Origin of the sequence: Nocardia sp. CA-120079, from assembly GCF_050955745.1 — a bacterium.
Classification (GTDB): Bacteria; Actinomycetota; Actinomycetes; order Mycobacteriales; family Mycobacteriaceae; genus Nocardia.
In genome coordinates this window covers 3,281,265-3,308,009 of record NZ_CP192088.1, presented here as the reverse complement: position 1 = coordinate 3,308,009, position 26,745 = coordinate 3,281,265, and the positions used below count along the sequence as shown (strand labels likewise).

The 26,745-nt window shown below is 64.8% G+C and carries 23 protein-coding genes; 8 read left to right on the top strand and 15 right to left on the bottom strand.

What is annotated here, in order from left to right; genetic code table 11:
- The 9 genes from ACQPYR_RS15065 to ACQPYR_RS15025 form a co-directional block, all read right to left on the bottom strand.
- Positions 1 to 2,463 (bottom strand): GNAT family N-acetyltransferase, encoded by a 2,463-nt coding sequence (locus ACQPYR_RS15065; protein WP_433632641.1) that lies wholly within the window; start codon positions 2,461 to 2,463, stop codon positions 1 to 3.
- 73 nt (positions 2,464 to 2,536) lie between these two features.
- Positions 2,537 to 3,226, bottom strand: coding sequence for a hypothetical protein (locus ACQPYR_RS15060; RefSeq protein WP_433632639.1), 690 nt, complete (start codon positions 3,224 to 3,226; stop codon positions 2,537 to 2,539).
- The gene (locus tag ACQPYR_RS15055; RefSeq protein ID WP_433632636.1) at positions 3,223 to 4,566 is read right to left on the bottom strand and encodes a phenylacetate--CoA ligase family protein; all 1,344 of its coding nucleotides are present in this window, start codon (positions 4,564 to 4,566) and stop codon (positions 3,223 to 3,225) included. The genes ACQPYR_RS15060 and ACQPYR_RS15055 overlap by 4 nt, the downstream gene beginning before the upstream one ends.
- Positions 4,567 to 4,744: 178 nt before the next feature.
- Positions 4,745 to 5,374 (bottom strand): TetR-like C-terminal domain-containing protein, encoded by a 630-nt coding sequence (locus ACQPYR_RS15050; protein ID WP_433632634.1) that lies wholly within the window; start codon positions 5,372 to 5,374, stop codon positions 4,745 to 4,747.
- 64 nt (positions 5,375 to 5,438) lie between these two features.
- Positions 5,439 to 6,473 (bottom strand): hypothetical protein, encoded by a 1,035-nt coding sequence (locus tag ACQPYR_RS15045; protein ID WP_433632631.1) that lies wholly within the window; start codon positions 6,471 to 6,473, stop codon positions 5,439 to 5,441.
- Positions 6,474 to 6,653: 180 nt separating this feature from the next.
- A complete protein-coding gene (locus ACQPYR_RS15040) occupies positions 6,654 to 6,845 on the bottom strand; it encodes a ferredoxin (protein ID WP_433632628.1) in 192 nt (63 codons plus the stop codon).
- Positions 6,842 to 8,032, bottom strand: a complete 1,191-nt coding sequence (locus ACQPYR_RS15035) for a cytochrome P450 (RefSeq protein ID WP_433632625.1) — start codon at positions 8,030 to 8,032, stop codon at positions 6,842 to 6,844. The genes ACQPYR_RS15040 and ACQPYR_RS15035 overlap by 4 nt, the downstream gene beginning before the upstream one ends.
- 79 nt (positions 8,033 to 8,111) lie before the next feature.
- Complete coding sequence (locus ACQPYR_RS15030; RefSeq protein ID WP_433632622.1) at positions 8,112 to 9,002, bottom strand: SDR family NAD(P)-dependent oxidoreductase; 891 nt, start codon at positions 9,000 to 9,002, stop codon at positions 8,112 to 8,114.
- A gap of 28 nt (positions 9,003 to 9,030) precedes the next feature.
- Positions 9,031 to 10,497 carry an aldehyde dehydrogenase family protein gene (locus ACQPYR_RS15025; RefSeq protein ID WP_433632620.1) on the bottom strand — a complete coding sequence of 489 codons (1,467 nt, stop codon included), beginning with the start codon at positions 10,495 to 10,497 and terminating at the stop codon, positions 9,031 to 9,033.
- A 217-nt stretch (positions 10,498 to 10,714) separates the two neighbouring features.
- On the opposite strand from ACQPYR_RS15025, the gene ACQPYR_RS15020 reads away from it, so the two are divergent.
- Entirely contained in the window at positions 10,715 to 11,410 is a 696-nt protein-coding gene (locus ACQPYR_RS15020) for a TetR/AcrR family transcriptional regulator (RefSeq protein ID WP_433632617.1), read from the top strand.
- Positions 11,411 to 11,446: 36 nt separating this feature from the next.
- Entirely contained in the window at positions 11,447 to 12,085 is a 639-nt protein-coding gene (locus ACQPYR_RS15015) for a TetR/AcrR family transcriptional regulator (RefSeq protein ID WP_433632615.1), read from the top strand.
- 5 nt (positions 12,086 to 12,090) lie between these two features.
- On the opposite strand, the gene ACQPYR_RS15010 is transcribed toward ACQPYR_RS15015, so the two are convergent.
- Genes ACQPYR_RS15010 through ACQPYR_RS14995 form a run of 4 tightly spaced genes read right to left on the bottom strand, consistent with a single transcriptional unit; the run spans position 12,091 to position 15,902 of the window.
- A complete protein-coding gene (locus tag ACQPYR_RS15010) occupies positions 12,091 to 12,654 on the bottom strand; it encodes a GTP-binding protein (protein WP_433632612.1) in 564 nt (187 codons plus the stop codon).
- Between the two features lie 25 nt (positions 12,655 to 12,679).
- Entirely contained in the window at positions 12,680 to 13,057 is a 378-nt protein-coding gene (locus tag ACQPYR_RS15005; RefSeq protein ID WP_433632610.1) for a DUF742 domain-containing protein, read from the bottom strand.
- On the bottom strand, positions 13,054 to 13,485 hold the full coding sequence (locus ACQPYR_RS15000; protein WP_433632608.1) for a roadblock/LC7 domain-containing protein: 432 nt from the start codon (positions 13,483 to 13,485) through the stop codon (positions 13,054 to 13,056). The genes ACQPYR_RS15005 and ACQPYR_RS15000 overlap by 4 nt, the downstream gene beginning before the upstream one ends.
- A complete protein-coding gene (locus ACQPYR_RS14995) occupies positions 13,482 to 15,902 on the bottom strand; it encodes a sensor histidine kinase (RefSeq protein WP_433632606.1) in 2,421 nt (806 codons plus the stop codon). The genes ACQPYR_RS15000 and ACQPYR_RS14995 overlap by 4 nt, the downstream gene beginning before the upstream one ends.
- A gap of 230 nt (positions 15,903 to 16,132) precedes the next feature.
- Here ACQPYR_RS14995 and ACQPYR_RS14990 point away from each other — a divergent pair, with 230 nt between their 5' ends.
- The 6 genes from ACQPYR_RS14990 (at position 16,133) to ACQPYR_RS14965 (ending at position 23,561) form a co-directional block, all read left to right on the top strand.
- On the top strand, positions 16,133 to 16,945 hold the full coding sequence (locus ACQPYR_RS14990; protein ID WP_433632603.1) for a mycofactocin-coupled SDR family oxidoreductase: 813 nt from the start codon (positions 16,133 to 16,135) through the stop codon (positions 16,943 to 16,945).
- Positions 16,946 to 17,164: 219 nt separating this feature from the next.
- The gene (locus ACQPYR_RS14985) at positions 17,165 to 20,491 is read left to right on the top strand and encodes a protein kinase domain-containing protein (protein ID WP_433632600.1); all 3,327 of its coding nucleotides are present in this window, start codon (positions 17,165 to 17,167) and stop codon (positions 20,489 to 20,491) included.
- Positions 20,492 to 20,670: 179 nt separating this feature from the next.
- Entirely contained in the window at positions 20,671 to 21,447 is a 777-nt protein-coding gene (locus tag ACQPYR_RS14980; RefSeq protein ID WP_433632597.1) for an SDR family NAD(P)-dependent oxidoreductase, read from the top strand.
- Between the two features lies 1 nt (position 21,448).
- Positions 21,449 to 21,982, top strand: a complete 534-nt coding sequence (locus ACQPYR_RS14975; RefSeq protein ID WP_433632595.1) for an SDR family NAD(P)-dependent oxidoreductase — start codon at positions 21,449 to 21,451, stop codon at positions 21,980 to 21,982.
- Complete coding sequence (locus tag ACQPYR_RS14970) at positions 21,979 to 22,560, top strand: nuclear transport factor 2 family protein (RefSeq protein ID WP_433632592.1); 582 nt, start codon at positions 21,979 to 21,981, stop codon at positions 22,558 to 22,560. The genes ACQPYR_RS14975 and ACQPYR_RS14970 overlap by 4 nt, the downstream gene beginning before the upstream one ends.
- Positions 22,557 to 23,561, top strand: coding sequence for an LLM class flavin-dependent oxidoreductase (locus tag ACQPYR_RS14965; RefSeq protein ID WP_433632589.1), 1,005 nt, complete (start codon positions 22,557 to 22,559; stop codon positions 23,559 to 23,561). The genes ACQPYR_RS14970 and ACQPYR_RS14965 overlap by 4 nt, the downstream gene beginning before the upstream one ends.
- A 54-nt stretch (positions 23,562 to 23,615) precedes the next feature.
- Here the strand turns inward: ACQPYR_RS14965 and ACQPYR_RS14960 are convergent, their stop codons facing one another.
- Positions 23,616 to 25,280 (bottom strand): CocE/NonD family hydrolase, encoded by a 1,665-nt coding sequence (locus ACQPYR_RS14960; protein ID WP_433632586.1) that lies wholly within the window; start codon positions 25,278 to 25,280, stop codon positions 23,616 to 23,618.
- Positions 25,281 to 25,383: 103 nt separating this feature from the next.
- Positions 25,384 to 26,655, bottom strand: a complete 1,272-nt coding sequence (locus ACQPYR_RS14955; protein ID WP_433632584.1) for an ABC transporter substrate-binding protein — start codon at positions 26,653 to 26,655, stop codon at positions 25,384 to 25,386.
- Positions 26,656 to 26,745 lie beyond the last annotated feature (90 nt).

The window sequence follows — 26,745 nt, the reverse complement described above, 5'->3', positions numbered from 1 at the left end:
TCACGGCGACTGAATTCTGGGTTCCCGATGACGACGCTCCTCGGCCGCCACGGAGAACACGATGTGCGCCTCGCGCACCACCACCCCCTGCCCCACGGTGCCGACCGTCACGGGCGAGAGACGCAATTCGGTCAACTCCGGCAGTTCCTCGATCATCCATGCCGTGCGCAGAATCGCATCGACCACACCGTCCACGTCGAACGCCTCGAGCAGTGGGAAGGCTCGCACCGAACGCACCATCCGCGCGGCGTCGAGGTCACTGACCGGCGTGATGTGAAATGCGACGTCTCCGAACAGACTGATCGGCTCACCGAGCACTCCGAAAGCGATCAGCGGGCCGAAGGTCGAGTCGCTGACGATCGAGATGGTGACTTCCGGTCCCGAGACACCGTGGTCCGGCTGCACTGCCAGCCCGACGGCATCCAAGAGTTCGGCGACGTCGGCCTCGGCGGCGACACCGACCCCGGCTCGATCCACGACGGCACGGACCCGAGGCACATCGATACCTTTCGGCTGCTGCTGCACACCGGCGGGCTGGCGGCGCCAGAGCCCATAGGCGGTCGCCCGCCCGAGGGCGCTGGCAGCAGTCTCGGGGAAGGTGTAGCTGGGTACCGACCGTCCGCTCACCTCCGGTGCCGACAAAACCCCTTCCACCCCATCGAAGCTGGCGACAAGAGTCTTGTGGGGCGCGACCGAACCGGCGCGCACCAATGCCGTAGCGATAGCGTCCGGGTTCTGCGCCAGCGGTGGGGTGAAAAGCGCGATGACGGAATCGACTCCGTCGTCTTCCAGAAGCGCCCGCACCGCCGCCTCGTACCGATCGGCATTCGCTCGGGGAGTCAGGTCGAAGGGATTGTTCGCTTCGCCGCTGGGCACCAGCTCGCGCAGTGTCGCCAGCGTCGCCTCACTCACGACGGCCAATCGCAGACCGGCGGCCCGGCTGGCGGCCGCCGTCAGCACACCCGGCTGGCTGGCATTGGTGACGATTCCGACACGCTCTCCCCGCGGCACCGGCTGGTGCTCGAAAAGCCTTGCGACGTCGAACATCTCGGCGAGCGTTCGGGTCGCGACAATCCCGGTCTGGGAGAACAGTGTATCCGTCACCGCACCCCGATCGATCGTGCGCATATCGACGGCCCCACCGAACGACGGCTGCACCGCACTGGTTACGGTCACAATGGGCTTCCGAGCGCTGACCCGCCGCGCGAGGCGAGCGAACTTCCTTGCGTTGCCGAATCTTTCGAGATCCAGCAGCACCACCGAGGTGGCCGTGTCCTCTTCCCACCACTGCAACAGGTCGTTCGGTGAGACGTCCACCGAACGCCCCAGCGACGCGAAGCTCGACAATCCGAGACCGATCCGGCAGGCGTGCTCCAGAACCGCGAGGCCGAGGGTGCCCGACTGGCTCGCCACAGCCACGACTCCGGGCGGCGGCAGCGACACGGAGAATGTCGCGGCCAGGCGCCGCGAACCCTGCTGCGCGAGAATCCCCATGCTCGCGGGCCCGATCACGCGCATCCCCCGGGCACGCGCGTACCGCACCATATCCCGCTCGGCGGCGCGACCGGTCTCGCCCAGCTCACCGAATCCGACGGACACCACGATCACCGCGGCCACCGCGGCGGCAGCGCAGTCGCGCATGATCTCGGGGACGAGGTCGGCGGCGACCGCGATCACGACGAGGTCGATCGGTTCGCCGATCGAACCGACGGTGGGGTGGGTGGGCAGCCCCATCACGGCCGGGATGTTCGGGTTGACCGCATAGACGCGCCCCGGAAACCCATGCGTCACCAGGTTTTTCACCACGGCGCGCCCCAAGTTGTCCGTACTGAGGCCCGCTCCGACCACGGCAACGGTGCGAGAATCGAAGATCCGCTGCATCGACGAGCGAGTCGACAGATGTTCCCGGCGGTCCGAGCCCGCGACCACCTGCGCCCTGGGGTGAATCGCGATGTCGGCGTGTATCACCGAGCCGGGCGGCCCGAATTCGACGAGATAACCCGAACTCTCGAGCGTCCGGATCATGGCGATGTTCTCGGCGAGGATATCGGCTTCGAGCACCGTGATCCCGCTGTCGCGAGCGGCTGCGGCGATGTGCTCGAGCAGCAATCCGCCCAGCCCGTTGGACTGGAACTCGTCTGCGATCGTGAAGGTCACCTCGGCACGGTCGTCCCTGCCGGCGATTCGCGCGAAGTCGCCGACACCGACCGCTCGATTCTCGTAGATCGCCACGAGCGCCACCTGATCCCGGGCCTCGAGGTCCATGAATCGCGCCAGACCTGCGCGATCCAGCGTCACGACCGGCCCCAGCATGCGCATCGAGACGGTGCGGCGCGACAGTCGATGACTGAAATCGACTATGAGATCCAAATCGGAGGCGTCGAGGCGCCGCACGAGCACCGAACGTCCGTCCCGGAGCAGTCCCGGTGTTCCCTTGTCCGCATCGTCCTCATCGTCTGCCACGCCGTCGCCTCTCGATCGGAGAACCTCGCACGACTCGGGCGCTCACCCCCGCCGGCGAGGGTGAGCGCCGTCCTCAGAATTCCACCAGGATGGTGTCGCCCGCCGTCCGTACCGATCCGGACAGACCCGTCGGAACATCGACGATCCGCGCGGTCCGGGCAGCGGTGGCCGAGACGACCAGATGACCGACCTTATCGCGGACATCCCATTCCGCGCCGTCGACTCGCAGCACCTCCGGAGCGTCGGGCCGAGCCAGCGCGAGTGCCGGACCCAGGAAGGCCATCAGGGTCGAATCGACATTCGCGGCAGCCAATTCGGCATGGGCATCGGGCCGGGCCCAGATCACCCGCACCTTCTCGAACACTGCCGCGAGGTCCGGGTTCTGCGCCTTCACCGAACCAACGGTTTCCGCGCACAGGCCGATCACCACCGTGATCGGCATGCGAGCCAGCACCGAAAGGAATCGCGCCGAGTCCCAGTTATAGGTTTCGGCGGGGGTGTAGGTCGCACCGATCTGCCGCAGCGCTCGAATGACCGGGCTCAGCCACGGGCCCTCGTGGTTGGGCGTGGTGATCAGTACGTGGTCGTCGGCGCTGATGCCCGCGGCGACCAATTGTTCGTGCGCCCACACGACATCGCGTTCCAGATCTTCCCAGCCGATCTCATAGTCGATGAATCCCTCCCCCGCGCGGCAGACACCGATGCCGTAAATGGGGGACCGAGGAAGCCTGCGAGCCGCTTCCATCATCGTCTTGCGTGTCATCCCTTGACCGTCCTCGGGAACTTGGCCACGCTCGAGCTGTACTGAAGGATCTCCTCCACCGTGAGCATGGTGATATCGACGCTGACGTGCAGCTCGGACTCCAGGATCGCGAGCAGCCGTTGTTCGAGCTCCTCGACGTCGGCGGTTCGCTCGGGCGCGTAGCCGACGCGCAGGCGCAACCGGGTCATCGGGTCGGTGGACCGGATGATCTGGAACATGCCGTCGGTCAGTTCCGGCTGTGTTTCGACGAGCCGCCACACATCGCCCACCACGATCGCCTTACCGCCCACGACCGTCTCGTCGCCGCGGCGACCCGCGAACCACATCCGGGCGTGTGTCCGGCCGCTGGGCGACGGCTCGCGGGTCATCCGCACGAGGTCGCCGGAGCGGAACCGAATGTAGGGCGCAACGCGGTTGTCGAGGTCGGTCGCGATCAGCTCGCCGATCTCCTTGTCGCCGACCGGCCGGTCGGTCACCGTGTCGACCACCTCGGGAAGCATGGTGTCCTCCCACAGGGTGAAGCCGTCGAGTTCCGGTCCCTCCCAGGCAGTCCCGGTATCACCGGCACTGGTGTAGGTGACGATCTTCACGCCCCAGTCCTCGGTGACCTTACGCTTGAGCGCGGCTCCCATCGGCTGTCCCGCGAAGGCGAAGAACTTCACCGACGCGAACGCCTCGCGCAGATCGTATTTCGCCTCGAGCTTCTCGAACTCCATGATGGCCGGTAGGTGCACTTGCATGTACGCGACCTTGTGCTTCCGGATGGCCCGCACCAAGGCCTCGCCCTGTCCCAGCCAGCTGTCGGCGAACACCGGGGTGAGCCCCATCGCGAGATAGAAATCGTCCCAGTAATTGCGGAATGTCCCGACCGGGACGATCACCCGGTCACCGGGCCGCAGGCCGTGCACGTAGAGATCGCGGGCGGAGATGGCGGGCAACGGCGGCGCGTCCGTCCAGACCTCCGGCAGGGGTTCGGGCTCCGATGTCGTACCCGAGGTCGTGGTCACCGAGGTCAACGCCTTCGGGTCGACGCACAGCAGACCGCCGTACGGGTCGCCGGTGCGCGCTCGGAATGCCTGGATATCGGCCTTGGTCAAAGTGGGAATCTTCGTCGTGAAGTCGTCCAGGGTCTCGATATCGTCCGGCGAGACACCGGCCGCGGTCCAGAGCTCGCGGTACAGCGGCGAGTTGTCCCATGCGAACCGGACCAACTCCACCACTGCGGCTTCCTGAGCCGCCCTTATGGCGTCGCGGGAAGCCGTCTCCACATCCGGCTCCAGGAACTCGTGAACATCGCCGTCGAGTATCCCGCGCGGGTCTTTCAGCCCACTGATAGTCAATGTTTCCTCCATCGCCGAGGCGTCCGCACGCTCGATCTCCGAACGGGCCCCTTGCCCGACCGCCGACCGCGGCGTGATCCACCACACACAGCATACAGCATAAATATTTACCTATATTCAGGCCGGGTGGCCCGCGCACAACCTCCGGCACCTGCGAACACCACCGGCCCGGCCGTCACTACCTGTCGGGCCGAGGCGCTCCGGAGAGTGCGAGGAAGGTCTCCACTACCGCCGCGACGTCCACGGCGGTGCCGCCGGACGCACCGGCCGACCACTGCAAGACCACCGTCAACGCGCCCAGAAATGCCGCCGCCAGCACTCGCGGGTCGACATCGGCAGCGAATTCCCCTCGCGCGCAAGCCCGTTCGAAGACGGCGACAACACGTTCGTTGCCGGGGACGATCACCGTCCGCTGCACGTGGGCATACAGTTCCGGATGCCGGGCGGCCTGACCGGCGAAGGTGAACAAGACCTGCAGCCCGGGCCACGCACCCGGCCTGTCGAATGCCTCGATCAGAAGGCCCAGCTCCTGCCGGAGATCGCCCAGATCAGGAACGTCGGGCCACGTCGCGATCGAGGCCAGCGCATCGACGATGAGCTCCTGCGCGCTCGACCAACGGCGGTAGAAACCGCTGTTGCCGACTTTCGCGCGACGAAGGGTGGCGGTGAGACTGAAGGCGTCGACACCCGAGGAGATGAGTTCGGCCCTGGCTTCCCGTAACACCCGCTGCTCGACGGTGGCGTCCGATGGACGGCCGGTGCGCCGAGGTTCGGCGTCCGACGATCGAGCCGGTGTCCGAGTCGCCATCCGTCGACTCTAAGTCATCTCACCGCGACACTGCGGCCACGCAGGAGCTTTCGCCGGTCACCGATCACCAGCGGCGACGTTCACCGTTCCCCGGAACCGACTCGCCCCACGCCATCCAGACGTCGGGGACCCGGGTGTCCGAGACCCGGTGAATCCGGCCCTCCTGCTGCGGGTTCGGAATCCGCCCGAGGCCCTCCATACGGCCGTTCGGATCCGGTTCGCACACCCACCGGTCACCGTTGATCGTGTAGTCGATGCCGTCGTGCCAGTAACCATCGGCGTCGCGGCGGATCACAGCGTCCATGGTGCGGGCGGTCGTGACCGTGCCGTCGCTGTGCCCGATGACTCCGACGTGGAAATCGCCGTTCCCGAACAGGAAGTGCCCCACCTCGGAGGTCCCGTCCTCGTAGTGGTTGGCCCATGAGTACCAGGTCGTGTACTCGGCATCGTGCAGCGGATCCTTGTCCACGTACAGGCGGCCACCGTCGCGCATCCACGCTTCCTCCCAGAACAGGAATCCGCGCACGTGCTTGCCCGCCAGGTCGCCCTCGACCAACCACGTCTGGGTCAGGTACAACAGCGAGGAATCCGGCCCCGGAAGGAACCACTGCAACGGCGGCGCGGCCAAGGTCCCGGTCACATCGATGACATCGGTCTCCTGATAGCGCAGCGTCTGCGGGGACAGTTCCAGGGTCACGGCCCGCCCGTGGTCATTTGCCGGCGACGTGAACTCGACCGCACCGGTGTCGAGAACACGCCGGCTCAGTTCGTTGCTCTCGGGCGCGTGACGCGGCTCCCGGCGCAGCTGTTGCTGTTCGGTGCCGCCGGCGCTGGAGAGCAGGATCAGCTTGCCGCCGAGCGAGCGAATATCGGCACCCGCCTTGTTGTCGTCCCGAACGGCGGGCACGCGCCGCATGATCGAATGCAGTCCGCCGTCGTCGTCGCGCAGCGTTCCCCAGATATACCCGGCTTCGGGTTCGAGTCCGTGGACGCTGGTGTCCCGCGAGAGCACAGCCGCCGGCTCGAAGCGTCGGCCCGAGCTGATCGCCGCGTGATTGAACGAACCCGTCGGTGACACGTTTGCGAGGGTTGAGGTCATAATCCAGTCCTTATCTGAATTGCCGGCAGCAGATGCCGACCACCGAACACGAACCGGCTCCGATGGCACGGAGGTGTCCGTCACGAACCCACGAAGTCACAGCGGGTTCGCCGACCGAACTTTCGGTCACGGCCATTACCGTAAATCGGAGAGCGTCTGAACGCAACGCCGTCGCAGCCGCTACTCCTCCAGCAGGATCGCCCGCTCCGGGCACGCACTGACGCCGCGGTGCGCTCGTTCGGCATCGGAGTCCGCGACTTCGACCGAGCCGAGACTCGAATATCCGTCGTCGTCGATCGGGAACAGGTCGGGGTCGGCGGCGTGGCACAAGGCGTGCCCGACACACTGGTCGCTGTCGAGGCGAAGTCTCACCGCAGCACCACCGGAAGGTTCGTCACGGCGCGGACGGCAATGTTGTCGTAGGTCAGGGCATCGACGTCGATCTCGTACTGCGGGGCCCGAATAAGCAACTCCTGCAGTGCGATTCGTAACTCGAGCCGGGCCAGATGCGAGCCGAGGCACCGGTGCACGCCACTGGCGAACGTCATGTGCGCCGTGCGCTCCCGACGGAAGTCCACGCGCAGTGGATCCGAGTGATAGGTCGGATCGACATTCGCCGCGGCCCAGAACGCGTTGATCTGCTCTCCTTCAGGAATCACGAGACCGTCGCCGAGATCGATAGAGCGCTGCGCGTATCGCATCCCGGACGGGACCGGCGATTCGAATCGCATCAGCTCCTCGATAGCAGGCATCAGCAGATCGGGGGAATCGACCAATGCCTGCCTTTGTTCGGGATGGCGGCCCAACCAGGTGATCAGACACGACAGCGACGCGGTGACCGTATCCAGGCCGGCGAACATTAGCAGGAACAGGATGTTGATCAGGTCGAACTCGGCGAGCGGCTCCCCGCCGACCTCGGCACGAAGCAATTCGGCGATGACATCGTCGTCCTTGTCGATACGACGGCGCTTGTCGGCCAGGAACCCGTTGAAGTACTCGAGCAGCTTGCCTCCCGCCGCGGCCATGTTCGCATCGATCTCCTCGGTCGTCTCCCCCTTGGGATGAATGACTCCCTCTTTGAATTCCAGAAAGAAGCCGAGGTCGGAAAGTGGGGCACCGACGAGACCGAGAAATGTCTGGCACGGCAACAGAGTGCAGAAGTCACCGTACAGTTCGGCGCCACCGGCCTTCTGCGCCTCGCCGATCAACTCGCCGGCCAACCGGCGGATACTGTCTTCGAGGTGCTGCACACGTTTGGGCGCGAAGAGCGGGTCGAGCAGGCGCCGCCACTTCTTGTGGTCCGGCCCGTCGATCTCCAGCGGTATCAGGCGTCCGTCGTGGCCGAAACTTCCACCGCGCCCGCCGTTTCCGAGTACGTCCTGGTGTTTATTGACGGCGAGGATGTCTTCGTGGCGGTAAAGGTGCAGCGCGCCGTCGAGATATTCGGCGCGGACGTCCCTGGCCTTCTCGAAGTAGACGCATTGCGGTTCGGCGAGATCCTTCACGCGCTGGGACAGCCCCGACACGCGAGGGTCGAATCTGGTGCTGACAGGTTGCATCGAGCCCTCCATGGGCGAGGGCCGGCGCCGCCGACTTCACGGTCGGCGCCGGCGGAACGATCGGGGTTGGGAGCAGAGATCAGCGGTCGATCTGGTCGCGCAAATCGTCGGGAATCGAGCCCGACGTGATGTCTTCACTCTTGCCGAGGTCAGTCGGGAAGATGATCGACGTCCTGGCGAACTGTCCGCCGTCAGCGGAGGCGATGGTCTGGCCGGACATGTAGCCCGACTCGTCCGAGGCCAGGAACAATGCGAGGTTGGCGTTGTCCCGCAGTACCGGCGGGCGTTCCAGGCGCAGAGGCATGGCTCGCTCGTCGGGGTTCCACGGCGACATTTCCTCGTAGGACTTGCCCAGCACTTCGGCCTCGGAAGGAAGAGCGAAGTTCACCGACATACCGTGCGTCGGGCACAGGGCATTGGCCCGGATCCCGAACTTGCCGAACTCGAGCGCGGCAGCGCGCACGAGGCCGTTGACCGCCGCCTTCGAAGCGGTGTACATCGGGAAACCGGGATAGGCGGTGAACGAGGCGGCCGACGACGTTGCCAGGAGAGCCCCGCCGGACGTTGCGGCGATCATCCACCGCGCGGCGGCTTTCCACGCCAGATAGATTCCGGTGCTGTTCACCGCGAAGATGTTGTTCCAGTCCTCCACCGACGACTCCGCCAGCGGCTGCATGCCGAAGCCCGGCTCCGGGATGCCGGCGTTGGCCCACATCACATCGATCCGGCCGTACGCCGACACCGTGGCCTCGACCAACCCATTCATATCGGCCTCGACGCGAACGTCGGCGTCCACCGCGGTGGCGGTGCCGCCTTGCGCCTCTATCTCACCGGCGACCTTCTTCGCACGGCCCGGGACTACATCGCTGACCACCACTCGCGCGCCCTCGGCCGCGAACAGGAGGGCTCCCTCCCGGCCGAGCCCGGAACCCGAGCCGGTGATCGCTACTACTTTGTCCTGCATACGCATTGGATGAAACTCCTCGAATCGATACGAATCAGTGCTCGGGGCTCGCGATGGACTTGATTCGCAGGTACTCCCGGAACCCGGCGACCCCGTGCTCCACACCGTCCCCGCTGATGCCGTAGCCGCCGAAGGGTGCGTCCGGCGAGAGATAGAAGGAGTTGTTGATGTTGACCGTTCCGGCCCGCAGCTTGTGCGCGACCTTCCAGGCTCGCTCCTCGTCGGAGGACTGGACGTAGGCCGACAGGCCGTATCGAGAGTTGTTCGCGACTCGCACGGCCTCGTCGTCGTCGCCCTCGTAGCGGATCACCGACAGCACCGGACCGAACACCTCCGTCTGGGCGATCTCCGCATCCTGGTCGACGTCGGCCAGTAAAGTCGGTTCGTACCAGAAGCCGCGGTCGTGGCGGTCGCCACGCTTACCACCCGCCAGCAGCCGTGCTCCCGCCGCGACGGCTCGATCGACCAACTCCTCGATCCGCTCGAGTTGTTCTTCGCGGATGATCGGCCCGACCATGTTCGCCGGATCCGTGGGGTCGCCCCAGGCAAGGTTGGCGATCATCGGCTGCAGCCGGGCGAGCACCTCGTCGTAGACGTCCGCGTGCACGACCATTCGTGTCGCCAGCGCGCATCCCTGGCCGCTGTTGGACATGCACATCACCATGCCGAGACCGCACGCCAGGTCCAGATTCGCGTCCGGCAGAATCACATTCGCCGATTTGCCGCCCAGTTCGAGCACAGTGTGCCGGATGCCGTTGGCCGCGCGCTCGGCGATCCGCTGGCCGACACCGGGCGATCCGGTGAAGTGATAGAGGTCGATACGCTGATCCGCAGTCATGGCATCGCCGACGATGGCCTTGTCCGCGGAACTGATCGCGTGATACGCGCCCTTGGGGATGTCGGTGGATTCACTCACGATCCGAGCGAGTAGCGCCGCCGTCAGCGGCGTATCCGGCGCACTCTTGAGTATGACGGCGTTTCCGGTGGCCAACGCGTGGTGCACCTTCCAGATCGCGGTCATGAAAGGCGCATTCCACGGCGTGATCGCCCCGACCACACCGTAGGGCTCGTAGCAGATCCTGCGCAGGCTACGGTTCCCGAGGATGTCGAAGGCCGGGAGGTCCTCCTCCCACTGGAACGACGTGATCAGGTCGTTGAAAAAGTCCATCCCCTCGACCATCACGTCTACGTGGGTCGGCATATTCTGCACGCAGACTCCGGCTTCGGCGGTGAGCAGCGCCTTGATCTCGTCGGACCGGGCCCGCAACCCCTCCTGCAGCTGCACCAGGCACTTGCGGCGGAACTCGTGATCGCTTCCCCAGTCCGAGCTGTCCGCGAAGCGGCGGGCAGCGGTGATCGCATCGTCGACATCGTCGACACCGGCATCCGCCGCCTGCGCGATCACCGACTCGTCAGCCGGGTTGATCACGTCGTATCGGCGTCCCGATCGCGCTTCGCGGAATTCTCCGTCGATGAAAAGCCGACCTTCAAACGTGGGCATCTTCCGATCTCCTCACATGTGTACTTGGTGAATCGAGCAGTCGCGTCGACCACGTTCGCCGTGCCGCGCATCGCGGGACCGAACGACAGGTTGCTGATCGAGGGATCGTCATGCATCCGAGAAGAGTGACGCGAATCTCATAAATCATCTAACTGTAAACCCCGTCACATTGTCAAGGGAGTTCCACTCCCTAACCGGGCTGTGCGACGATCGAAGAATGGGCACAGTCAGCACCGGCCGAAAACGACGATCATCCGCAGAGGTCAGAAGGCTCATTGCCGACGCCGCCTCGGCGGAGTTCATCGAGAACGGTTTCGAGCGGACGACCATCCGCTCGGTGGCACGCCGCGCGGGAGTGACCGAGTCCATGGTCTTCCGCCACTTCGACTCCAAGCCGGAACTTTTCCGTTCGACCGCCGCCGCACCACTGGTCGAGTTCATGAACAATTTCGCCGACACCATGGGTGACACCCCGCAAAGCCCCCGCGAAATCACCGTCCGCTTCGCCCGGGGGCTGTACGACCTGTGTTCGGCGAATCGCCACATCCTCGTATCACTGGCGGCAGGCGTCAGCGAACATGCGACCACGGCCGAAGAGTCACCCCTCGCACCATGCCTGCACGCCGTGATCGACGGCGTTCACCGATACATGGCCGCCCACGGAACACGGGCGACGAACGACGTCCGAACATCGGTCCGCATGACGGTGGCCCTCGTTCTCGGCACCGCACTCGCGGGCGACGCTCTTTTCCCGCCGGATACCGAGGAGACCGAAATCCCCACGGCCCTGGCACAATACATCCTCTCCGGCTCCGGCTACGCCGCCGAAAGGCGAACGGATACCGCCCGGCGGGAAACACCGCCCGCACACCCGCCCCCGCGGCTACTGGCTCCGCCTTCACACATGCAGTAGAATTATCTATCTGATTGGCATGAGTGAGGTGCAAAGGTGCAGCCGTTCGCCACCACGTGCGACGTACGCGAGTTCGAGACGACCGAATACACACCGTCGGCGCGCGATTCCGAAACGCGGAGGATTCTCACCGCGGCATGGCGTGTACTCGAACGGTCGCGGTTCCGGTCGCTGAAGGTCCGCCAGGTTCTCGCGGCATCCAGCACCTCGGCAAGCCACTTCTATCGCCGGTTCCCCAGCAAAGCCCACCTGATGCTCGCCCTGCTCGAGGATGAGGTCCGACTCGTCGACCGCCGGCTTCGGGACCGGATCGACCCCGCGGCACCGGTCTCCGAGCAACTACGCACGTGGCTGCAGTACAACATCGGCACCCTGTACGACCAAGCTCGCGTACAACGCACCCGCCTGTTCCTGGACCAGGACATGTTGGACCTTCTCCCCGAGCAGGTCACGATGCTGTACGGCATATTCGACAAGCAACTGGCCGAAATCGTCCGGCGCGGTATGCGCAACGGCGAACTGCGGCCGGGGAATCCCGCAGGTGATGCGTTGCTCGTCGGGTACCTCGTGCGCGGTTTGCTGACCAGCGGCGTCAAGCAGGGCCTTCCGCCCGAGCAAGACGCCCTGATCACTCACGTCCATGCTTTCGTACTGCGTGCCCTCGGCCACCGGTAATCCGGTCAGAGCAGAGCTTCGGACCGCCCCGAGTCCGCACGGGCGAGAACGTATTCCATCAAAGACAACAGCACATTCTTGACCGAATCTCGCTCGCGCGCGTCACACAACACGACCGGCACGCCGGCGTCCAGGTCCAGAGCCTCCGTGATCTCCTCTGCCGTGTACACATCGGCTTCATCGAAACAATTCACTGCCAGAATGAAGGGCACTCGACGGCTTTCGAAATAGTCCAACGCCGCGAACGAGTCGCTGAGGCGGCGAGTGTCCGCGAGGACGACGGCGCCCAATGATCCGCGCGACAACTCGTCCCACAGAAACCAGAACCGTTCCTGTCCGGGAGTTCCGAACAGATAGAGGACCAGCGCATCGTTGAGCGTGATTCTGCCGAAGTCGAGAGCCACCGTGGTGGTGGTCTTCGATTCGACGCCGTCCACATCGTCCACACCGATGCTCAGCTCACTCATCGTTTCCTCTGTGCGCAGCGGAGCTACCTCACTGATCGCTGAGACCAGCGTCGTCTTGCCGACTCCGAAACCTCCTGCGACCAAGATTTTCACAGCAGTCATCGGAAGAACGTTCGATCCACCGAGATCAGAGTGCGCGAATTCCATCCAAAACCATCCGAAGTAAGTTGACATCGGTCGCATCCGTATTGGCCGGACCGGGCGACCGAAAAGTGAGGTAGCCGTCCGCAATCAAGTCGCCGAGAAGTATCTTGGTAACGCTGAGCGGGCGGCGTATCTGTGCGGAAATCTCTGCGACCGACTTCGGTGCGATACAGAACTGAAGTATTGCGCGATACTCCGCATCCATCCGCGAGTGGCTGCTGGACCCGCGGGAGGTGGCGACCACCAAGGTGATCATGTCGAGCTCGTAGCGGCTTCCCGTCGTCCGCCCACGCGTGACGGCATAGGCGGGTACGAGCGGACCGGCTTCCTCGTCGAACCACGGCCCCCGGGTATCGGTCATGGCAATCTGTGATTCGTCCCGTGGGCACCGTTCGGACGCGATGTCGTCGACAGGAACGACCCCACCCGCACCACGGTCTGATTCATCTCGTACGCGACCATGCCCATGTTCATATCCTCGCCCGCCAGCACCGCAAGACACGCGTTGTCACCTGCCGACGTCACGAACAGCACAGCTCGGTCGAGTTCGATGACCGACTGACGGACTCCGCCGACGTCGAAATAGCCGGCCGCGCTGCGGGCGAGCCCCTGCAGTGCCGACGCCATGGCGCAGAAGTGTTCGGCCCGTTCACGGGACATGGCACTGGACTTGCTGATCAACATCCCGTCGGTGGAAAGCACGACAGCGCAGTCGATTCCCGGCATTCGATTGAGAAAGTCGTCGATCAACCAGTCGAGATTCTTGGTGATATTGGAAGAAGTCGTCACTGCTGTTCCCATTCCCCGTACTTTGTCGTGAACTGTTGCGGAGCCGATGGCGGCGCCTCTCTGCCTTGTCGAGTACCGGTCTCGATCGCGGAGAAGAGATCACGCGCCTGCTCCGCGGAGCGCTGAACCGGAGGACCCGAGGATTCGCCGGGAGGCACAGTGCGGTTCGCCAACTCCGGCGTCAGGCTCGCCTGACGACGCCGCCGAGGTAGCGCCGGACGCGTTCGGGACGGTTCTCGCTGATCGGCAAGTCGCCGCCACGGTTCCCGCACAGCGGTCTCGACGGGTTCCACCGTCGATGCCGGATTCGCCGGCCTGGGAACGGCCTCTGTATTCGCTCTCACATACGGGAGCGCCGCTGTGGCCGGGAACGGCTGGGCAACCTCTTCTTCGGACAGTAGCGACAGCGGAACCAGGACAATCGCCTTGACACCACCATATTCCGACTCCGCGAGCCGGACCGACACGTCGATCCGGGCGGACAGCCTCGCCACGACGAACAGCCCCAGCCGATTCTCCTGGGAGAGCGCCGCGAAGGCGAAATCCGGCGGGTTGGACAGCGTCTGGTTGAACGAATCCATTCGCTCGACCGGCATGCCCAGCCCTTGGTCGACGACTTCGATAACGATGCCCTTGCCTACCGCATTGCCCGAAACGTCCACCCGCGACTCGGGCGGAGAGAACGATGTCGCATTGTCGATCAGCTCGGCCAGCAGATGCAGGAGATCGGCCACTACGCCACCGGACACGCTGACCTCAGGCAATCGCCCCACGTGAACACGGGCGTAGTCCTCGGTCTCGGCAATGGCGCCGCGCACGAGTTCATCGAGGCGGACCGGCTTACGCCACTGACGCCGTGGCTGTTGGCCACCGAGAATGATCAGATTCTCGGCGTTGCGGCGCTCACGAGTCGCCAGGTGGTGCAGCCGGAAGAGCAGATCGAGGACCTTGGGATCCTCTTGCTCGAATTCGGCCTCGTCCAGGAGTTTCAGGTGCCGATGAAGAACGACCTGGCTGCGATGCGCGATGTTCACGAAGACGGAGTTCACGCCTTCGCGGGTTCGTGCCTCGGTCGCGGCCGCGTTCACCGCCGCAAGTTGCGCGCGGTTGAACGCATCGGCGACTTGCCCGATCTCGTCGGTACCGAAATCGAGTGTGGACATCTCGTTCTCGATGTTCACCTGCTCGCCGCGATCCAGGGCCGCCATGATGCCGGGCAGCTGGTCGTCGGTCATCCGGGTCGTTTCCGTGCGCAACCGGTGCAGACGGCGAATCATGCGCCGCGACAATTGCAGAGTGGTGGCGAAGGCCGCCAGCGTGACAATCAGAACAGCGGCGCCCGCGAGCATCGAGTTCCGCGAATTGTCTTCTCCCATCTGGCGACTCAGCGTAGAGACGTATTCGCCCTCACCGGTCCACATCCGCAACATGTCATCGGAGACCTTGGTGATCGCAGCATTCCAATCGGCTGTCGATACGGGCGGCGCATCCGCGTCCGGGTCGCTCGCCCCATTCGAACTGCCTGTGCGCGAAGGATTTCCCCGGCTCTGGGCTGTACTCGAATTGTCGGCACTACTCGCCAGCGGGATCGCACCCCTCCGAATCAGGATGTTCTCGATATCGGCCAGTCTTCTGAGCTCCGGTGACGTACTGAGTGCCTGCCACTGCGCGCGGACCTGAGGCGTCATGCTCGTCTCCAGATTCTGCAATTGCGCATGATAGAAGCCGACTTGATCGGCGAACTCGTCGAACTCGGCGGGCGACAACGCCCCCGCCGCTTCGGCCGCGACCGCGAGGTCGTGTCCCCGGGCCATCGCATCGGCAGCGGTGAACAGATCCGTGACAGTAGCGAGCGCCAGTGCGAGTTCCGTGTCGGGCGCGCTGTGCGCGAAGGAGACCATCGACTGTCGAACGACGCCGGTGAGGCGATTGAAGAACGCATAGGCGTCCATCATCGACAGCGTATTCGTGTCGACCTTGGCACGTACTGCGGGGAGTTCGCTCGCCAGCCCCGTCAACACATCCTCGCTGCCCGAGGTGGAACCGGGGTGCATATCGTTCAGAGTGCGCGCCGCCGAGATGATCTGCTGCAGAGACCCGTCCACCTTCGGCCGCACGTCGTGCAGGCCGCCGGCCATTTCGGAGTGGCCGGCCAGACGCATCAGCGTCAACCGCCGCTCCTGGGCGATGGCGATACCGAACTCGAGGCCAGGGGTCGCGGCCGAAGCCTGCTCGTTGCCCCAATTCCGCAATTTCTGGCCTTGTACCACCAGGTAGACGGCGCCCCCGCCACCGATGATGAGCAGCACGATGCTCGGGACGAGCGCGATCGCGAGCACTCGCGCCCGGAGGGTGCGTAAAGCCTTGAACACGCGCATCAACCTAACCGACCCTGAGCGAAAAATGAGATGAATCAACAGAATTCTTTAATTATTTGTCCTAATCATCGAGTTTCGGATTTCATAGACACGCGGTCTACCAGCGGAAACCGCGAAGCATACGCTCGGCAATCGCCCCTACTTGCGGGAACGACGTTCCCACCGCGGACCCTTTCATGCAGCGCTGAGCCCCACGAGGATCGAATCGTCACGCGCAAAAGCATTGCGGGACACCGAGTTGACGTCACCACACTCACCAGGGAGAAGCCGTGCTGCTGTCCGGCAAAGTCGCATTCATCACCGGCGCCGCCCGGGGCCAAGGTCGCAACCACGCGATCCGGCTCGCCCGCGAAGGTGCTTCGATCATCGCGATGGATGCGTGCACCGCCGTGGCGTCAGCGAACAGCTATCCCGCCGCGACCGAGGAAGATCTGGCCACCACGGTAAGCCTCGTCGAAGCCGAGGGACAAAAAATCCTTGCGAGGCGCGCCGACGTCCGCGACTCAGCAGCGCTCGAGGCGCTCGTGGCGGAGGGCGTACAGGAGTTCGGAGGCCGTCTCGACGTGGTGGTGGCCAATGCCGGCATCAGCAACTGGAACCGTTTCTGGGAAATGCCCGAGGACCAGTGGCAGACCATGATCGATGTCAATCTCAGCGGCGTATGGCGGACCCTGAAGGCCTCCGCTCCGGCGATGATCGCCGCGGGCAACGGCGGATCGATCATCACGGTCAGCTCCGTAGCCGGCATCAAATCGCTTCCCGGGCAAGGGCATTACAGCGCAGCCAAACACGGCGTAGTCGGGCTGACGAAAACCGCGGCAATCGAGCTGGGCGAGTATGGAATTCGCGTCAACTCGATTCACCCGTGGGGGGTCACCACGCCCATGGGCGAGGACCCGGCGGTGGCGACCGTACTGGCCGAACACCCCAACTTCCTCGCCTCGTTCGCCTCGCTGCTGCCGGGGCTGCCGATCGCCGAATCCGATGACATCTCCGATGGAGTGGTCTGGCTCGCCTCGGACCTGTCGCGCGCGGTCACCGGAACCCAGCTGACACTCGACATGGGTGCCACCAAAGTCTGAGATGCCGTTCGGAGGTCCGATGGCCTCACCGATTCGGCGACCACGGCCTCAGCATGATCGCCTCCAGGCACCGTCTGGCTACCCCTCGGGAAACATCAGCGCTATCGTGTGTGAGGCGGTCGGCGAGGCCCACCGGCACCGGCCGCGATCCGACGGACGACAGTCGTCCCGACAAGGCAGCCGAGGTCCGATGTGGACGAGGCCACGACACAACGGGATATGGCCAGCGGGATCGCGAGCGAGCTACTCGCGGCAGGTTTCGGCGACCCCGTGGAGATCGGACGCGGCGGTTCCGGCATCGTCTACCGTTGCCGCGAATATGCGCTGGATCGGGACGTCGCGGTCAAACTGCTCCGGTCCGAAGTGCGCGGCGACGAACGCGAGATGTTCGTGCGCGAACAGCGTGCCCTGGGCCGATTGTCCATGCATCCGCACATCGTCCCTGCGCTCCAGGTCGATATCACGCCGACCGGCCGGCCCTACATAGTGATGCCGTACTTCCGCCGCGGGTCTCTGGACGAGCGCATCCGGCAGGAAGGTCCGCTGCCCTGGCCCCAGGTGTTGTCGGTCGGCGTGAAGATCAGCGGCGCGCTGGCCGCCGCCCATGCCGCCGGGATGGTGCACCGCGACGTCAAACCGGGCAACATCCTGGTGACCGATTACGGCGAACCCCAGTTGTCGGATTTCGGGATTGTCCACCTCGGCGAAATCACCTCGAGTTCGGAGCCGATGGTCCACGGTACGCCCGCTTTCACGGCACCCGAAGTGCTGCTCGGTGCGACGGCGACCGGCGCGGCCGACATCTACAGTTTGGGCGCCACGATGTTCTGCCTGCTGACCGGGAGTCCACCGTTCGGCCGTCGTACCGCCGAACCGCTCGAGGTGCAGCTGAGTCGCATTGCCCGCGGCGAACTGCCCGATCTTCGCGAATACGAAATTCCGGACGCTGTCCGGGCGGCAGTCGAGACCGCGATGGCGCGCGAGCCCGCGGACCGCGCCGCATCTGCCATCCGCTTCGGCGAGCGACTCCGGGACGTGCAGCGCAGTGCCGGGCAGCCGGTCGACGCCATCATGGTTCTGCCGCCGGACGAATCCACCCTGGGCAGCGGGTCTCTGTCACCGAGTCCTGCTTCCCACTCGGCGGGCTCGGTCACCGTACCGCCACCGCCCTCCGCGGCAACGAAATTCCGGCCACCAACCGCCGCGCGCACGGCGATCGGGCGCCCTCGCCTGACGAAGATATTGAATGCCGGCGGCAGACGACGGGTCGTCCTGATCCAGGGACCGGCGGGTTTCGGCAAGACCACGCTGGCCGCGCAATGGGCTGCCGACCTGCAATCCGGCGGGGTCCCGGTGGCGTGGCTGACAACCGATCGCGACGACGACAATGTCGTCTGGTTTCTCGCTCACCTGGTCCAGGCGATCCGCCGAGTGCGGCCGGAACTGGCCGGTGAGCTGGGCTCGCTGCTGGAGGAACGGTCCACCGACGCCACCCGAGCGGTGCTTTCGGCGCTTATCGACGAGATCCACGACAGCGACCGGGCAATGGTGCTCGTGGTCGACGATTGGCACCAGGTGCGCGGCGACAACACCCTGTCCGCGATGAACTATCTCCTCGAGCACGGCTGTCATCATCTGCGGGTCGTGCTGGTGACTCGTGATCGCGGCGGGCTGGCATTGACCAAGCTGCTCGTACAGGACGAGGTGGTCGAAATCGACGCCGCCGCATTGCGTTTCGATTCCACCGAGGCCACCGCGTTCTTGGTCGGGATGAACAAGCTTCGGCTGGCAGCCGAGGAGGTGGACAAGGTCCGGGAGTCGACCGAAGGCTGGCCGGCGGGCCTGCAGTTGGCGCAGCTGTCGCTGGCCGGCCGCGATGATCCCGCCGAGTTCATCGACAACCTCACCGGCCGCCACCATGTCATCGGCGAGTATCTCACCGAAAATGTTCTCGGCTCGCTGGAGCCGACGCTGCTGCAATTTCTCATGTCGACGTCGATCACCGGAACGACATGTGCCGGTCTGGCTGCCGCTCTATCGGGTCGATCCGACAGCCAGGAACTGCTCGAGCTGGTGGCTGATCGCAACCTGTTCCTGCAGCGAATGGACGACAGCGATCAATGGTTCCGGTATCACCGTCTGTTCGCCGATTCTCTGGCACGCAAGCTCGAATATCGAGGTCCGGATCGAGTCCGGCAGTTGCATTCCCGCGCGTCGGCCTGGTTCGCCGAACACGACATGCTCACCGAGGCCGTCGACCACGCCCTGATCGCCGACGATGCCCGGAGGGCTGTGGAATTGGTCGACGCGCAGGCCCTCAACCTCATTCACACCTTCCGGACGGCCACCTTCCTGGGCCTGATGGCCAAACTGCCTATCTCGCTGACAGAATCACGGCCCCGGCTACAGCTGTGCGTCGCCTGGGCGGGTCTCGGACTCGAGCGGCCCGCGCAATTGCATGCCGCGCTCGACCGAGCTCTCGCCGCCATCGAGGCGAGCGATATCGACGAGCGAACCGCAACAGTCTTGCGCGCCGAAGCGTCGCTGCTTATCAGCCTGGAACAGTACGACCTCGACCGCGTCGACGGTGTGCCGGAGCTCGTAACCGAACACATCGACGACCTCGCGACGCCAATGATGTCCATAGCCGCGGCCGACCTGCACGCCGCCGACGCACTCAACCGATTCGATTTTCCGGCGGTCGAGCGCTGGCATCGCACGACCCTCCGGTACGGCTCCGAAACGGGCGCCGTCGTGGTCCAGCACAGTCACTGCGTCGCCGGACTCGCCGCCTTGGAGCAGTTCGACATCACCCGCGCCGAGCAACATTTCGCGGTCACACCGCTGGTGCCACGCGGTGCGGACCTCGGAACCCGCATTTCGCTCATGGCCGGCGCATTGCTGGGGGATCTGCGGTATCAGCAGGGCCACCTCATCGAGGCAGAGCAACTACTGCGGGCGAGTACCACATTGCACCGGCAGGGCGGCATGACCGATTTCCTGCTCGCCACCTACGGGACCGGCGCCAGGCTGGCCACCGTGCTCGGCGACCTCGCCGAAGCGGAACGGTTGCTCACCATCGGGGCGCAGATCGCCGAGGAACGCTCGCTACCCCGGTTGGTCGCACGAATCATCAACGAACGTATACGCGCGAACCTTCCGATTCCCGATGACGTTCGCGCACGCCTGACCACCCTTCCTCCCTACCACGTACAGGTCACCAGAACACAGGCCATAACAGCAGAATTGGACCAGGATTCCGCGATTCGACTCCTGCTCGCCGAACAATCACAAGTCGCGACGACCGAAGCATTGAACAGAGCCGAAGCGCTGGCGCGTGAAATAGGAAAGCGGCCTCGGCCGAAGGCGTTGATCCAGGCACAGCTGTTGTATGCCTGCTGCCATTGGGCGGCCGGGCACCGCGAGGAGGCGGAAAAGACTGCCGGCCCCGCGATCTCGCGGTGTCTCACACAGGGCGTGCCGAGACTGGTGAACGACTCCGGACCCGGCATCGGCGACATCGCCGCCACCCTGCCGATCGGCTGAGGTCGTTTCGCTTCTCCCGGTATCGGTGACCACGGCGCTCGATCGGGAAACCGCACGCGAACGCGGTTCCCGCAGCGGACCCGTGGATTTTCCGAATCCGTCGGTTACGTTCGAAGTGGAAGTCATCCAGCTGGTTACCGATACACCCTGGGTCGACGATGTCGAAAGCGAGAGTGACGATGGGCGAACGATTTCGCGATCAGGTAGCGCTGGTCACCGGTGCGGGCTCGGGGATCGGTCGCGCATCCGCCGTCTTGTTCGCCAGAGAAGAAGCCGCCGTCGTGGTGAACGACCTTTCGCCGGAGAAGGCCGCCGAGACCGCGGAGTTGATCCGCGCCGTCGGCGGAAGTCCGCATATTGTCGCCGGCGATGTCACCGCACCGGGATTTATCGACGAAATGTTCGACGCGGTTCTCGACCGGCACGGCCGAATAGATATCGTGCACAACAACGTCGGGTTCGGCGGGAACAATTCCCTCGTCGACACCGACGACGAGGCCTGGCGGCACGGCCTCGACGGAAATCTCGGTGCCACCTTTCGCGGGGTGCGCGCAGCGATACGAGCGATGACCCCGCAACGGCACGGGGTCGTGGTAAATACCGCCTCGGCGGCGGGCCTGCGCAAGGTTCCCGGCGTTGTTCCCTATTACGGAGTGGCCAAAGCCGGTGTCCTGCAACTGACACAAGAGGCCGCCGTGGAGGCCGGTGAATTCGGCATCCGGGTCAACGCGGTGATCCCGGGGGCGGTCCGCACCCCGAGTTTCGAGGCCTACCTCGGTGCCGAACGCCTGCAGAGATATACGGAGCAGTTGCCGCTGCGACGCATGGCCGAGCCCGCCGACATCGCGAACGCCGTCGCATTCCTCGCATCGGCCGAGGCGGGGGCCATCACCGGTACCGCCCTTGTCGTCGACTCGGGCATCAGCGCTGTCATGCATCAGCCGGCAGTGGGCTGAGGTGAGTGTCGAGAGAGAGGTTCATCGGTACGGTGGCCTGGACGGATTGGTGAACAACGCACAGTCCTCCACCCAGGGGCCGCTGGCCGATGTCACACCGGACGATGTCGATATGTGCTTGCGCAGTGGACCATTGGCGACACTATGGGCGATGCAGGCCGCACTGCCGTGGCTGCGTGAGCGAGGTGGCGGGTCGATCGTCAACTTCGGATCCAGCACCGCGATCAACGGCGCTCCGCTGTTCGGCGCCTACGCGATGGCCAAGGAAGGCATTCGCGGGCTCTCCCGGGTCGCTGCCCGGGAATGGGGACGCTACGGGATTCGAGTGAATGTCGTTGTGCCGACCGCGCTTTCTCCCGCCGCCGAGGAGTTCGCACAGCAACAGCCGGAACGCTTCCGACAGCATGTGCGCAAGCTGCCCCTCGGCCGGATGGGTGATCCGGAGAGCGATATCGGTCGTGCCGTGGTCGCCCTCATGAGTGAGGATCTGGCGTATCTCACCGGTGACACGCTCATGCTGACCGGAGGCGAATGATGGACCGGTCGAGTCTGGAACGGCGGCTCGAGCTGGCAGAGGCGCGTTGGGAGATCGGACAGTTGCCGATCCGCTACGCCCTGGCGGTGGATCAGCGTGACATCGATACCTGGGTGTCGCTGTTCGTTCCGGACGTCCGGCTCGGTCGGCACGGTACGGGCCGGGAAGCGTTGCGCGGGTTCATCGAACCGCAGTTGCGCTGGTTCTATCGGTCGATTCATCTGATCTGCGGACATCGCATCGAGATAGGACCGGACCACGGCGACGGCGGTCCGATCACCGCCACGGGGCAGGTCTACTGCCGGGCCGAGCACGAGGTGGACGACCGCTGGGTGGTGATGGCCATCCGGTACGACGACCGCTATCGACGCGACGGCGGGCAATGGTTGTTCGAGCAGCGCGTCGAACGACATTGGTACGCAGCCGATCTGCTCGAACGCCCGCAGCAGGCCGGATTCGACAGCTGGCAGGTCGGACCACCGCCCGCACTGCCGGGCCATGATCCGGCGTGGGCGGCGTTCTGGCCGGCGAACCACGCAGCTCCTACCGGCCGGCCTGTCGTGGAAGGACGACCGTGACAGCACAAACAACGGCACATGAGACGAATCCGCCGATCGACGTCGGCCTGTACTTCGATCTACGAAAGCCGCAGCACCTCGAGACCAGCGCCACCCGACTGCACGGCTTCACTCTCGAGATGTGCGAGGAAGCGGATCGACTAGGCGCGGGTTCACTGTGGTTCTCCGAACATCACCTCTTCGACGACGGCTATCTCACCCAGCCGCTGACCTTCGCCGCGGCCGCGGCCGCACGGACCAGAGACGCACGCATCGGCACCGCGATCCTGATCGCCCCACTGCACTCCCCTGTCGAAGTCGCAGAGCAAGCCGCGCTTGTCGACCTGATCTCCGGCGGGCGAGTCGATCTCGGTATCGGTGCGGGATACCGCAAGCCGGAGTACGAGCTGTACGGAATCTCGGACAGCAAGCGCTACGCCACCACCGACGACATGGTGAGACGGCTGCGACAACTGTGGTACGACGGCGGGGTCACTCCCCGACCGGTTCAGGACCCGCTCCCGGTGTGGCTGGGATATCACGGTCCCCAGGGCGCGCGCCGTGCCGGCCTGCTGGGAACGCCACTTCTCACGGCGAATCACGAGAGCTGGCCCGCATATCGCGAGGGCCTGGTGGCCGGTGGGTACGATCCCGCGATCGCTCGCATGGGTGGCGGAATCCAGGCCTGGGTCACCGAGGACCCGGAGCGAGATTGGCCGCTCGTCGCGCCCTATATCGGCTACCAGGCCGACTCCTATCGCCGACACATGGTGCAGGGCACCGATGCCCCACCGCCCCGGCCGGTGGATCCGGTGAAATTGGCCGCCCGCGAACCCCGAGGTCCCTTGAACTACTTCTGGTTCGGCACGCCGGAGGACATCGCGGGCCGCATCCGCACGATCACAGGTGACGCACCGGTTTCCACCGTCTTCCTATGGGGGTCGGTCGGTGGCATGCCCGAAGACATGGTCGCCGAGCATATCCGCGTCGTGTGCACTCGGCTGGCGCCGCTGCTGCGGTGACCGTCCGATAGCCGGCCCGCCCGTAATGACCGGCCGGCTATCGGGTCCGCTGGTTTACCTGCCGGCAGTGGAACCCGGCAGCAGGAGGACGGACGGATGCTCCGGATCGTGGAATATCTCCTGGTCGGCCGCGTGCAGAGAGGTGCCGGTGAGGCGTTCTCCGATACTGCCGACGTTGCGGGCGTACACCGGGTGCGCACCGCTGGATATTTGGACACGGATACGGTGTCCTCGGCGGAAGCAGTGGGCGGTGGGCCAGAGGGGTACGACCACCTTGGCCGGCTCCTGCGCGTCGGGCTCGGCTGCCTCGACCACGGTGATCCCGTCACAGACGTTGATCGAACGCCCGCGGGGGTCGACATCGCAGATGCGGACGAAGAGGTCGGTGCTCGGACGGCTGGAGCGAAGCCAGATTTCGGCGGTGATGTCGCCGATGATTTCGTAGTCCTGAGTCACCGGGGCGGATGTGAAGGTCAATACGTCTGCGCGGCTTTCCAGTTCGCGGTTGTCGCGGGGGCCGGCCTGCTGGGCGACGAGTTTGGACATGCCGAGCGATGGTGTGGGGTCGGCTGGGTCGTAGCGATAGGTGTCCGGTGCGCTCGGCACCGCGGGGTCCTTGTCGAGCGCGGCGTGCGGGTGCAGGTGCCAACGATCGGTGATCCGGTCCGGCGGCGGCCAGGATGGGAAATTGCGCCACTGTTCACTGCCGGTGACGAAGAGCCGGACGGGGTCTTGTTCGGCCACCTCACCGCCACGCGCGAGCGTCAGTCCCCATTCGATGCCTTCTCGGATTCCCGCACCACGGAGGCCGGAATCGATGTGCGTCCAAGGGCCGACCGTCAAGCGTGGTTGCCTACCGGCATCGACGAGCGTCCGGTAATCGCGCAGTGAGTGCGGGAGGAACAGGTCATACCAGCCGGCGACAATATTGACCGGCACGGTGGTTCCGGCGATCGTTTCGCGATGGTCGACATCGATCGTGGCCCAGTAGGGGTCTTCACTGTGGTGTTGCATCACCTCCTGGAAGAACGGCCACGACTGTCCGACGAGGCGTGCCTCCGAATCGACGACGGGCCCTGCGGCGAGCGCTTTTCGGATTCGTCGCACAATCTGTGATTCGGTGAGCAGTTGGGACCAGACATTGGGGGCGAATCGGATGGCGGTCCAATCCAGCAGATTTTCCGCGAGCATGCCCTCGGGACGGTGGAAAGCATCGATCACGTTCGCCGATGTCGTCACCGGCATGATGGCTTTGACCTGGGAAGGCACCTTGTCGGCGACCGCCCACTGGGCGTAGCCCATATAGCTGGGACCGGCGAGCACGAGGTTGCCGTCGAACCACGGTTGCTCGATCACCCAGTCGATCGTCGCGAGCCCGTCGGCGCGTTCGTGCCGCAACGGCTCGTACTCGCCACCCGAACCGAAGGTGCCCCGAGTGCTCTGCACGAGCACCTGATAACCCCGTTCGGCGAAAGGCCTGACATAGAGCCCGAGCATGCCGCGGCGGCCGTACGGGGAACGCACCAGTAGCGTGGGCAGCGATCCCGAATGTGTCCCGGGCCGATAGAAGTCGGCGAGCAGCACGGTGCCGTCGGGCATCGGGATCTCCAGATCTCGTTGCACCACAATATTTCTGGTCAATGGCTTCGGCAACGACATCTGCTTCTGCGCGACGCGGCTCATGACTCGCCAGCCCAGTCGCCCAGCAATCTCGTACATTGATATTCTCCATTGAATTTTGTCGGTTATCGCAGTTGGTCGACAGCAGAGTGTGGTGACGATCGCGTTCGAGGCTGCGATCGTCACCACCAGCCGAAGTGCCTCAGCGCGACGGTGGCGTGAACAACGCCGGATCCGTCTCGAGAATCCGGTAGTCCCCGAGCTTGCCGCCCCGGTCCGCCGTCGCCACGATGACATCGGAAGCACAGACGGTCGGCGCCATCGGGAAAGCCTTACCGTTGCACTGGAAATCGATACCGTTGGTCAACGGGTACTTCTGCGGCGGTGCCGTGCGGAGGCCTTCCAGAATCGACTGCCGGGTGACATCCGTGCCCGGGGCGGAATTCAACGCCTCCGCGAGTGCCAGGATCGGTGACCAGCCACCGGCCGATGTGGCGTTGACCGGGGTACCGGACGCGTACTGATCGAGTGCCGCCTGGATCAATTTCACATCGTTGTTCGCCGGATCCAAGTTCGTCGTCGTACCGACCTGCACGCCCTCGAAACCTCCCGGAATCGACGAACTGATCGATGGACTCACGCAGCGATCATTGACGACCACCGGCGCATCCGGCGCAGCCGTTCTGATCGCTTTCAGCGCACCGCCGCAAAAGGTTGTCTCGCCCAGAACAACCCACATACCCGGGTCGTTGCGCTTCGCGGCCGCGATTTGAGAGGTCATATCGGGCGTTCCCGGCGGGATGGTTACCACGTCCAGCGCCGCACCGGCATTGGCGAACGTCAGCTTTCCGATCTGGTTCGCGGTCCCGGTCGCGCCGGGCACATCGATCGTCACCATCGCGGCCTTGGTGATTCCCTTTTCCTTCGCCAATTCCGCGGGAGTGGCGAAAATGGCGGAAACCCCGTTCATCAGGCTGAAGACGTTCGGTGCGGACAGCGATTTCGGCGATGCCCCGTAGTTGAGCAGGAGCGGGACACCGGCCGGCGACAGAACGTCGATCGTCTGGTCGACGAGCCCCAGCGCCCCTTCGGCGACGGCGACGACGCCACTTCCGACCATTTGATTCGCACAATCGGTCGCGGCTGCCGGATTGCCTTTGGATTCACAGGTTTTCAAGACGACCTTGTGTCCGCGCAAGCCGCCGAGATGCTCGTTGATATACGCAACTGTCGCGTTCGCCGCGGCTATTTCGGCACTGGTGTCGTAAGCTGCCGCTTTGCCCTCGCTGATGAAGCCGATCGTTACGGGCTCGCCGGTCGCCACGTTCTGCGCCCCGAGAATGGCGGGATCGACTGTGGCAGCTCCGCTGGACGCGTTGTCGCTGTTCGAACTGCAGCCTGCTGTCGCTGCTGCGGCGACCGCACAGGCGGCGACTGCCGCACCGACAGTTCGCCAGGGATTTCCGACCTTCATTTCTCTCCTTGCGTTGACACCGATGTGGATCGCGGCTCGCCGCCCCGATGCCGGGGCGAGGCCGCATGCGGACGGCCGACTGCCCTGCAG

Excerpts from the sequence above, each read along its gene's own strand:
- ACQPYR_RS14955 (WP_433632584.1), bottom strand. The coding sequence starts at position 26,655 with ATGAAGGTCGGAAATCCCTGGCGAACTGTCGGTGCGGCAGTCGCCGCC.
- ACQPYR_RS15050 (WP_433632634.1), bottom strand. The coding sequence starts at position 5,374 with ATGGCGACTCGGACACCGGCTCGATCGTCGGACGCCGAACCTCGGCGC.
- ACQPYR_RS14970 (WP_433632592.1), top strand. The coding sequence starts at position 21,979 with ATGATGGACCGGTCGAGTCTGGAACGGCGGCTCGAGCTGGCAGAGGCG.
- ACQPYR_RS15020 (WP_433632617.1), top strand. The coding sequence starts at position 10,715 with ATGGGCACAGTCAGCACCGGCCGAAAACGACGATCATCCGCAGAGGTC.
- ACQPYR_RS14980 (WP_433632597.1), top strand. The coding sequence starts at position 20,671 with ATGGGCGAACGATTTCGCGATCAGGTAGCGCTGGTCACCGGTGCGGGC.
- ACQPYR_RS14985 (WP_433632600.1), top strand. The coding sequence starts at position 17,165 with ATGGCCAGCGGGATCGCGAGCGAGCTACTCGCGGCAGGTTTCGGCGAC.
- ACQPYR_RS15045 (WP_433632631.1), bottom strand. The coding sequence starts at position 6,473 with ATGACCTCAACCCTCGCAAACGTGTCACCGACGGGTTCGTTCAATCAC.
- ACQPYR_RS15060 (WP_433632639.1), bottom strand. The coding sequence starts at position 3,226 with ATGACACGCAAGACGATGATGGAAGCGGCTCGCAGGCTTCCTCGGTCC.
- ACQPYR_RS15010 (WP_433632612.1), bottom strand. The coding sequence starts at position 12,654 with ATGACTGCTGTGAAAATCTTGGTCGCAGGAGGTTTCGGAGTCGGCAAG.
- ACQPYR_RS15035 (WP_433632625.1), bottom strand. The coding sequence starts at position 8,032 with ATGCAACCTGTCAGCACCAGATTCGACCCTCGCGTGTCGGGGCTGTCC.
- ACQPYR_RS15025 (WP_433632620.1), bottom strand. The coding sequence starts at position 10,497 with ATGCCCACGTTTGAAGGTCGGCTTTTCATCGACGGAGAATTCCGCGAA.
- ACQPYR_RS14960 (WP_433632586.1), bottom strand. The coding sequence starts at position 25,280 with ATGTACGAGATTGCTGGGCGACTGGGCTGGCGAGTCATGAGCCGCGTC.
- ACQPYR_RS15030 (WP_433632622.1), bottom strand. The coding sequence starts at position 9,002 with ATGCGTATGCAGGACAAAGTAGTAGCGATCACCGGCTCGGGTTCCGGG.
- ACQPYR_RS15005 (WP_433632610.1), bottom strand. The coding sequence starts at position 13,057 with ATGACCGATACCCGGGGGCCGTGGTTCGACGAGGAAGCCGGTCCGCTC.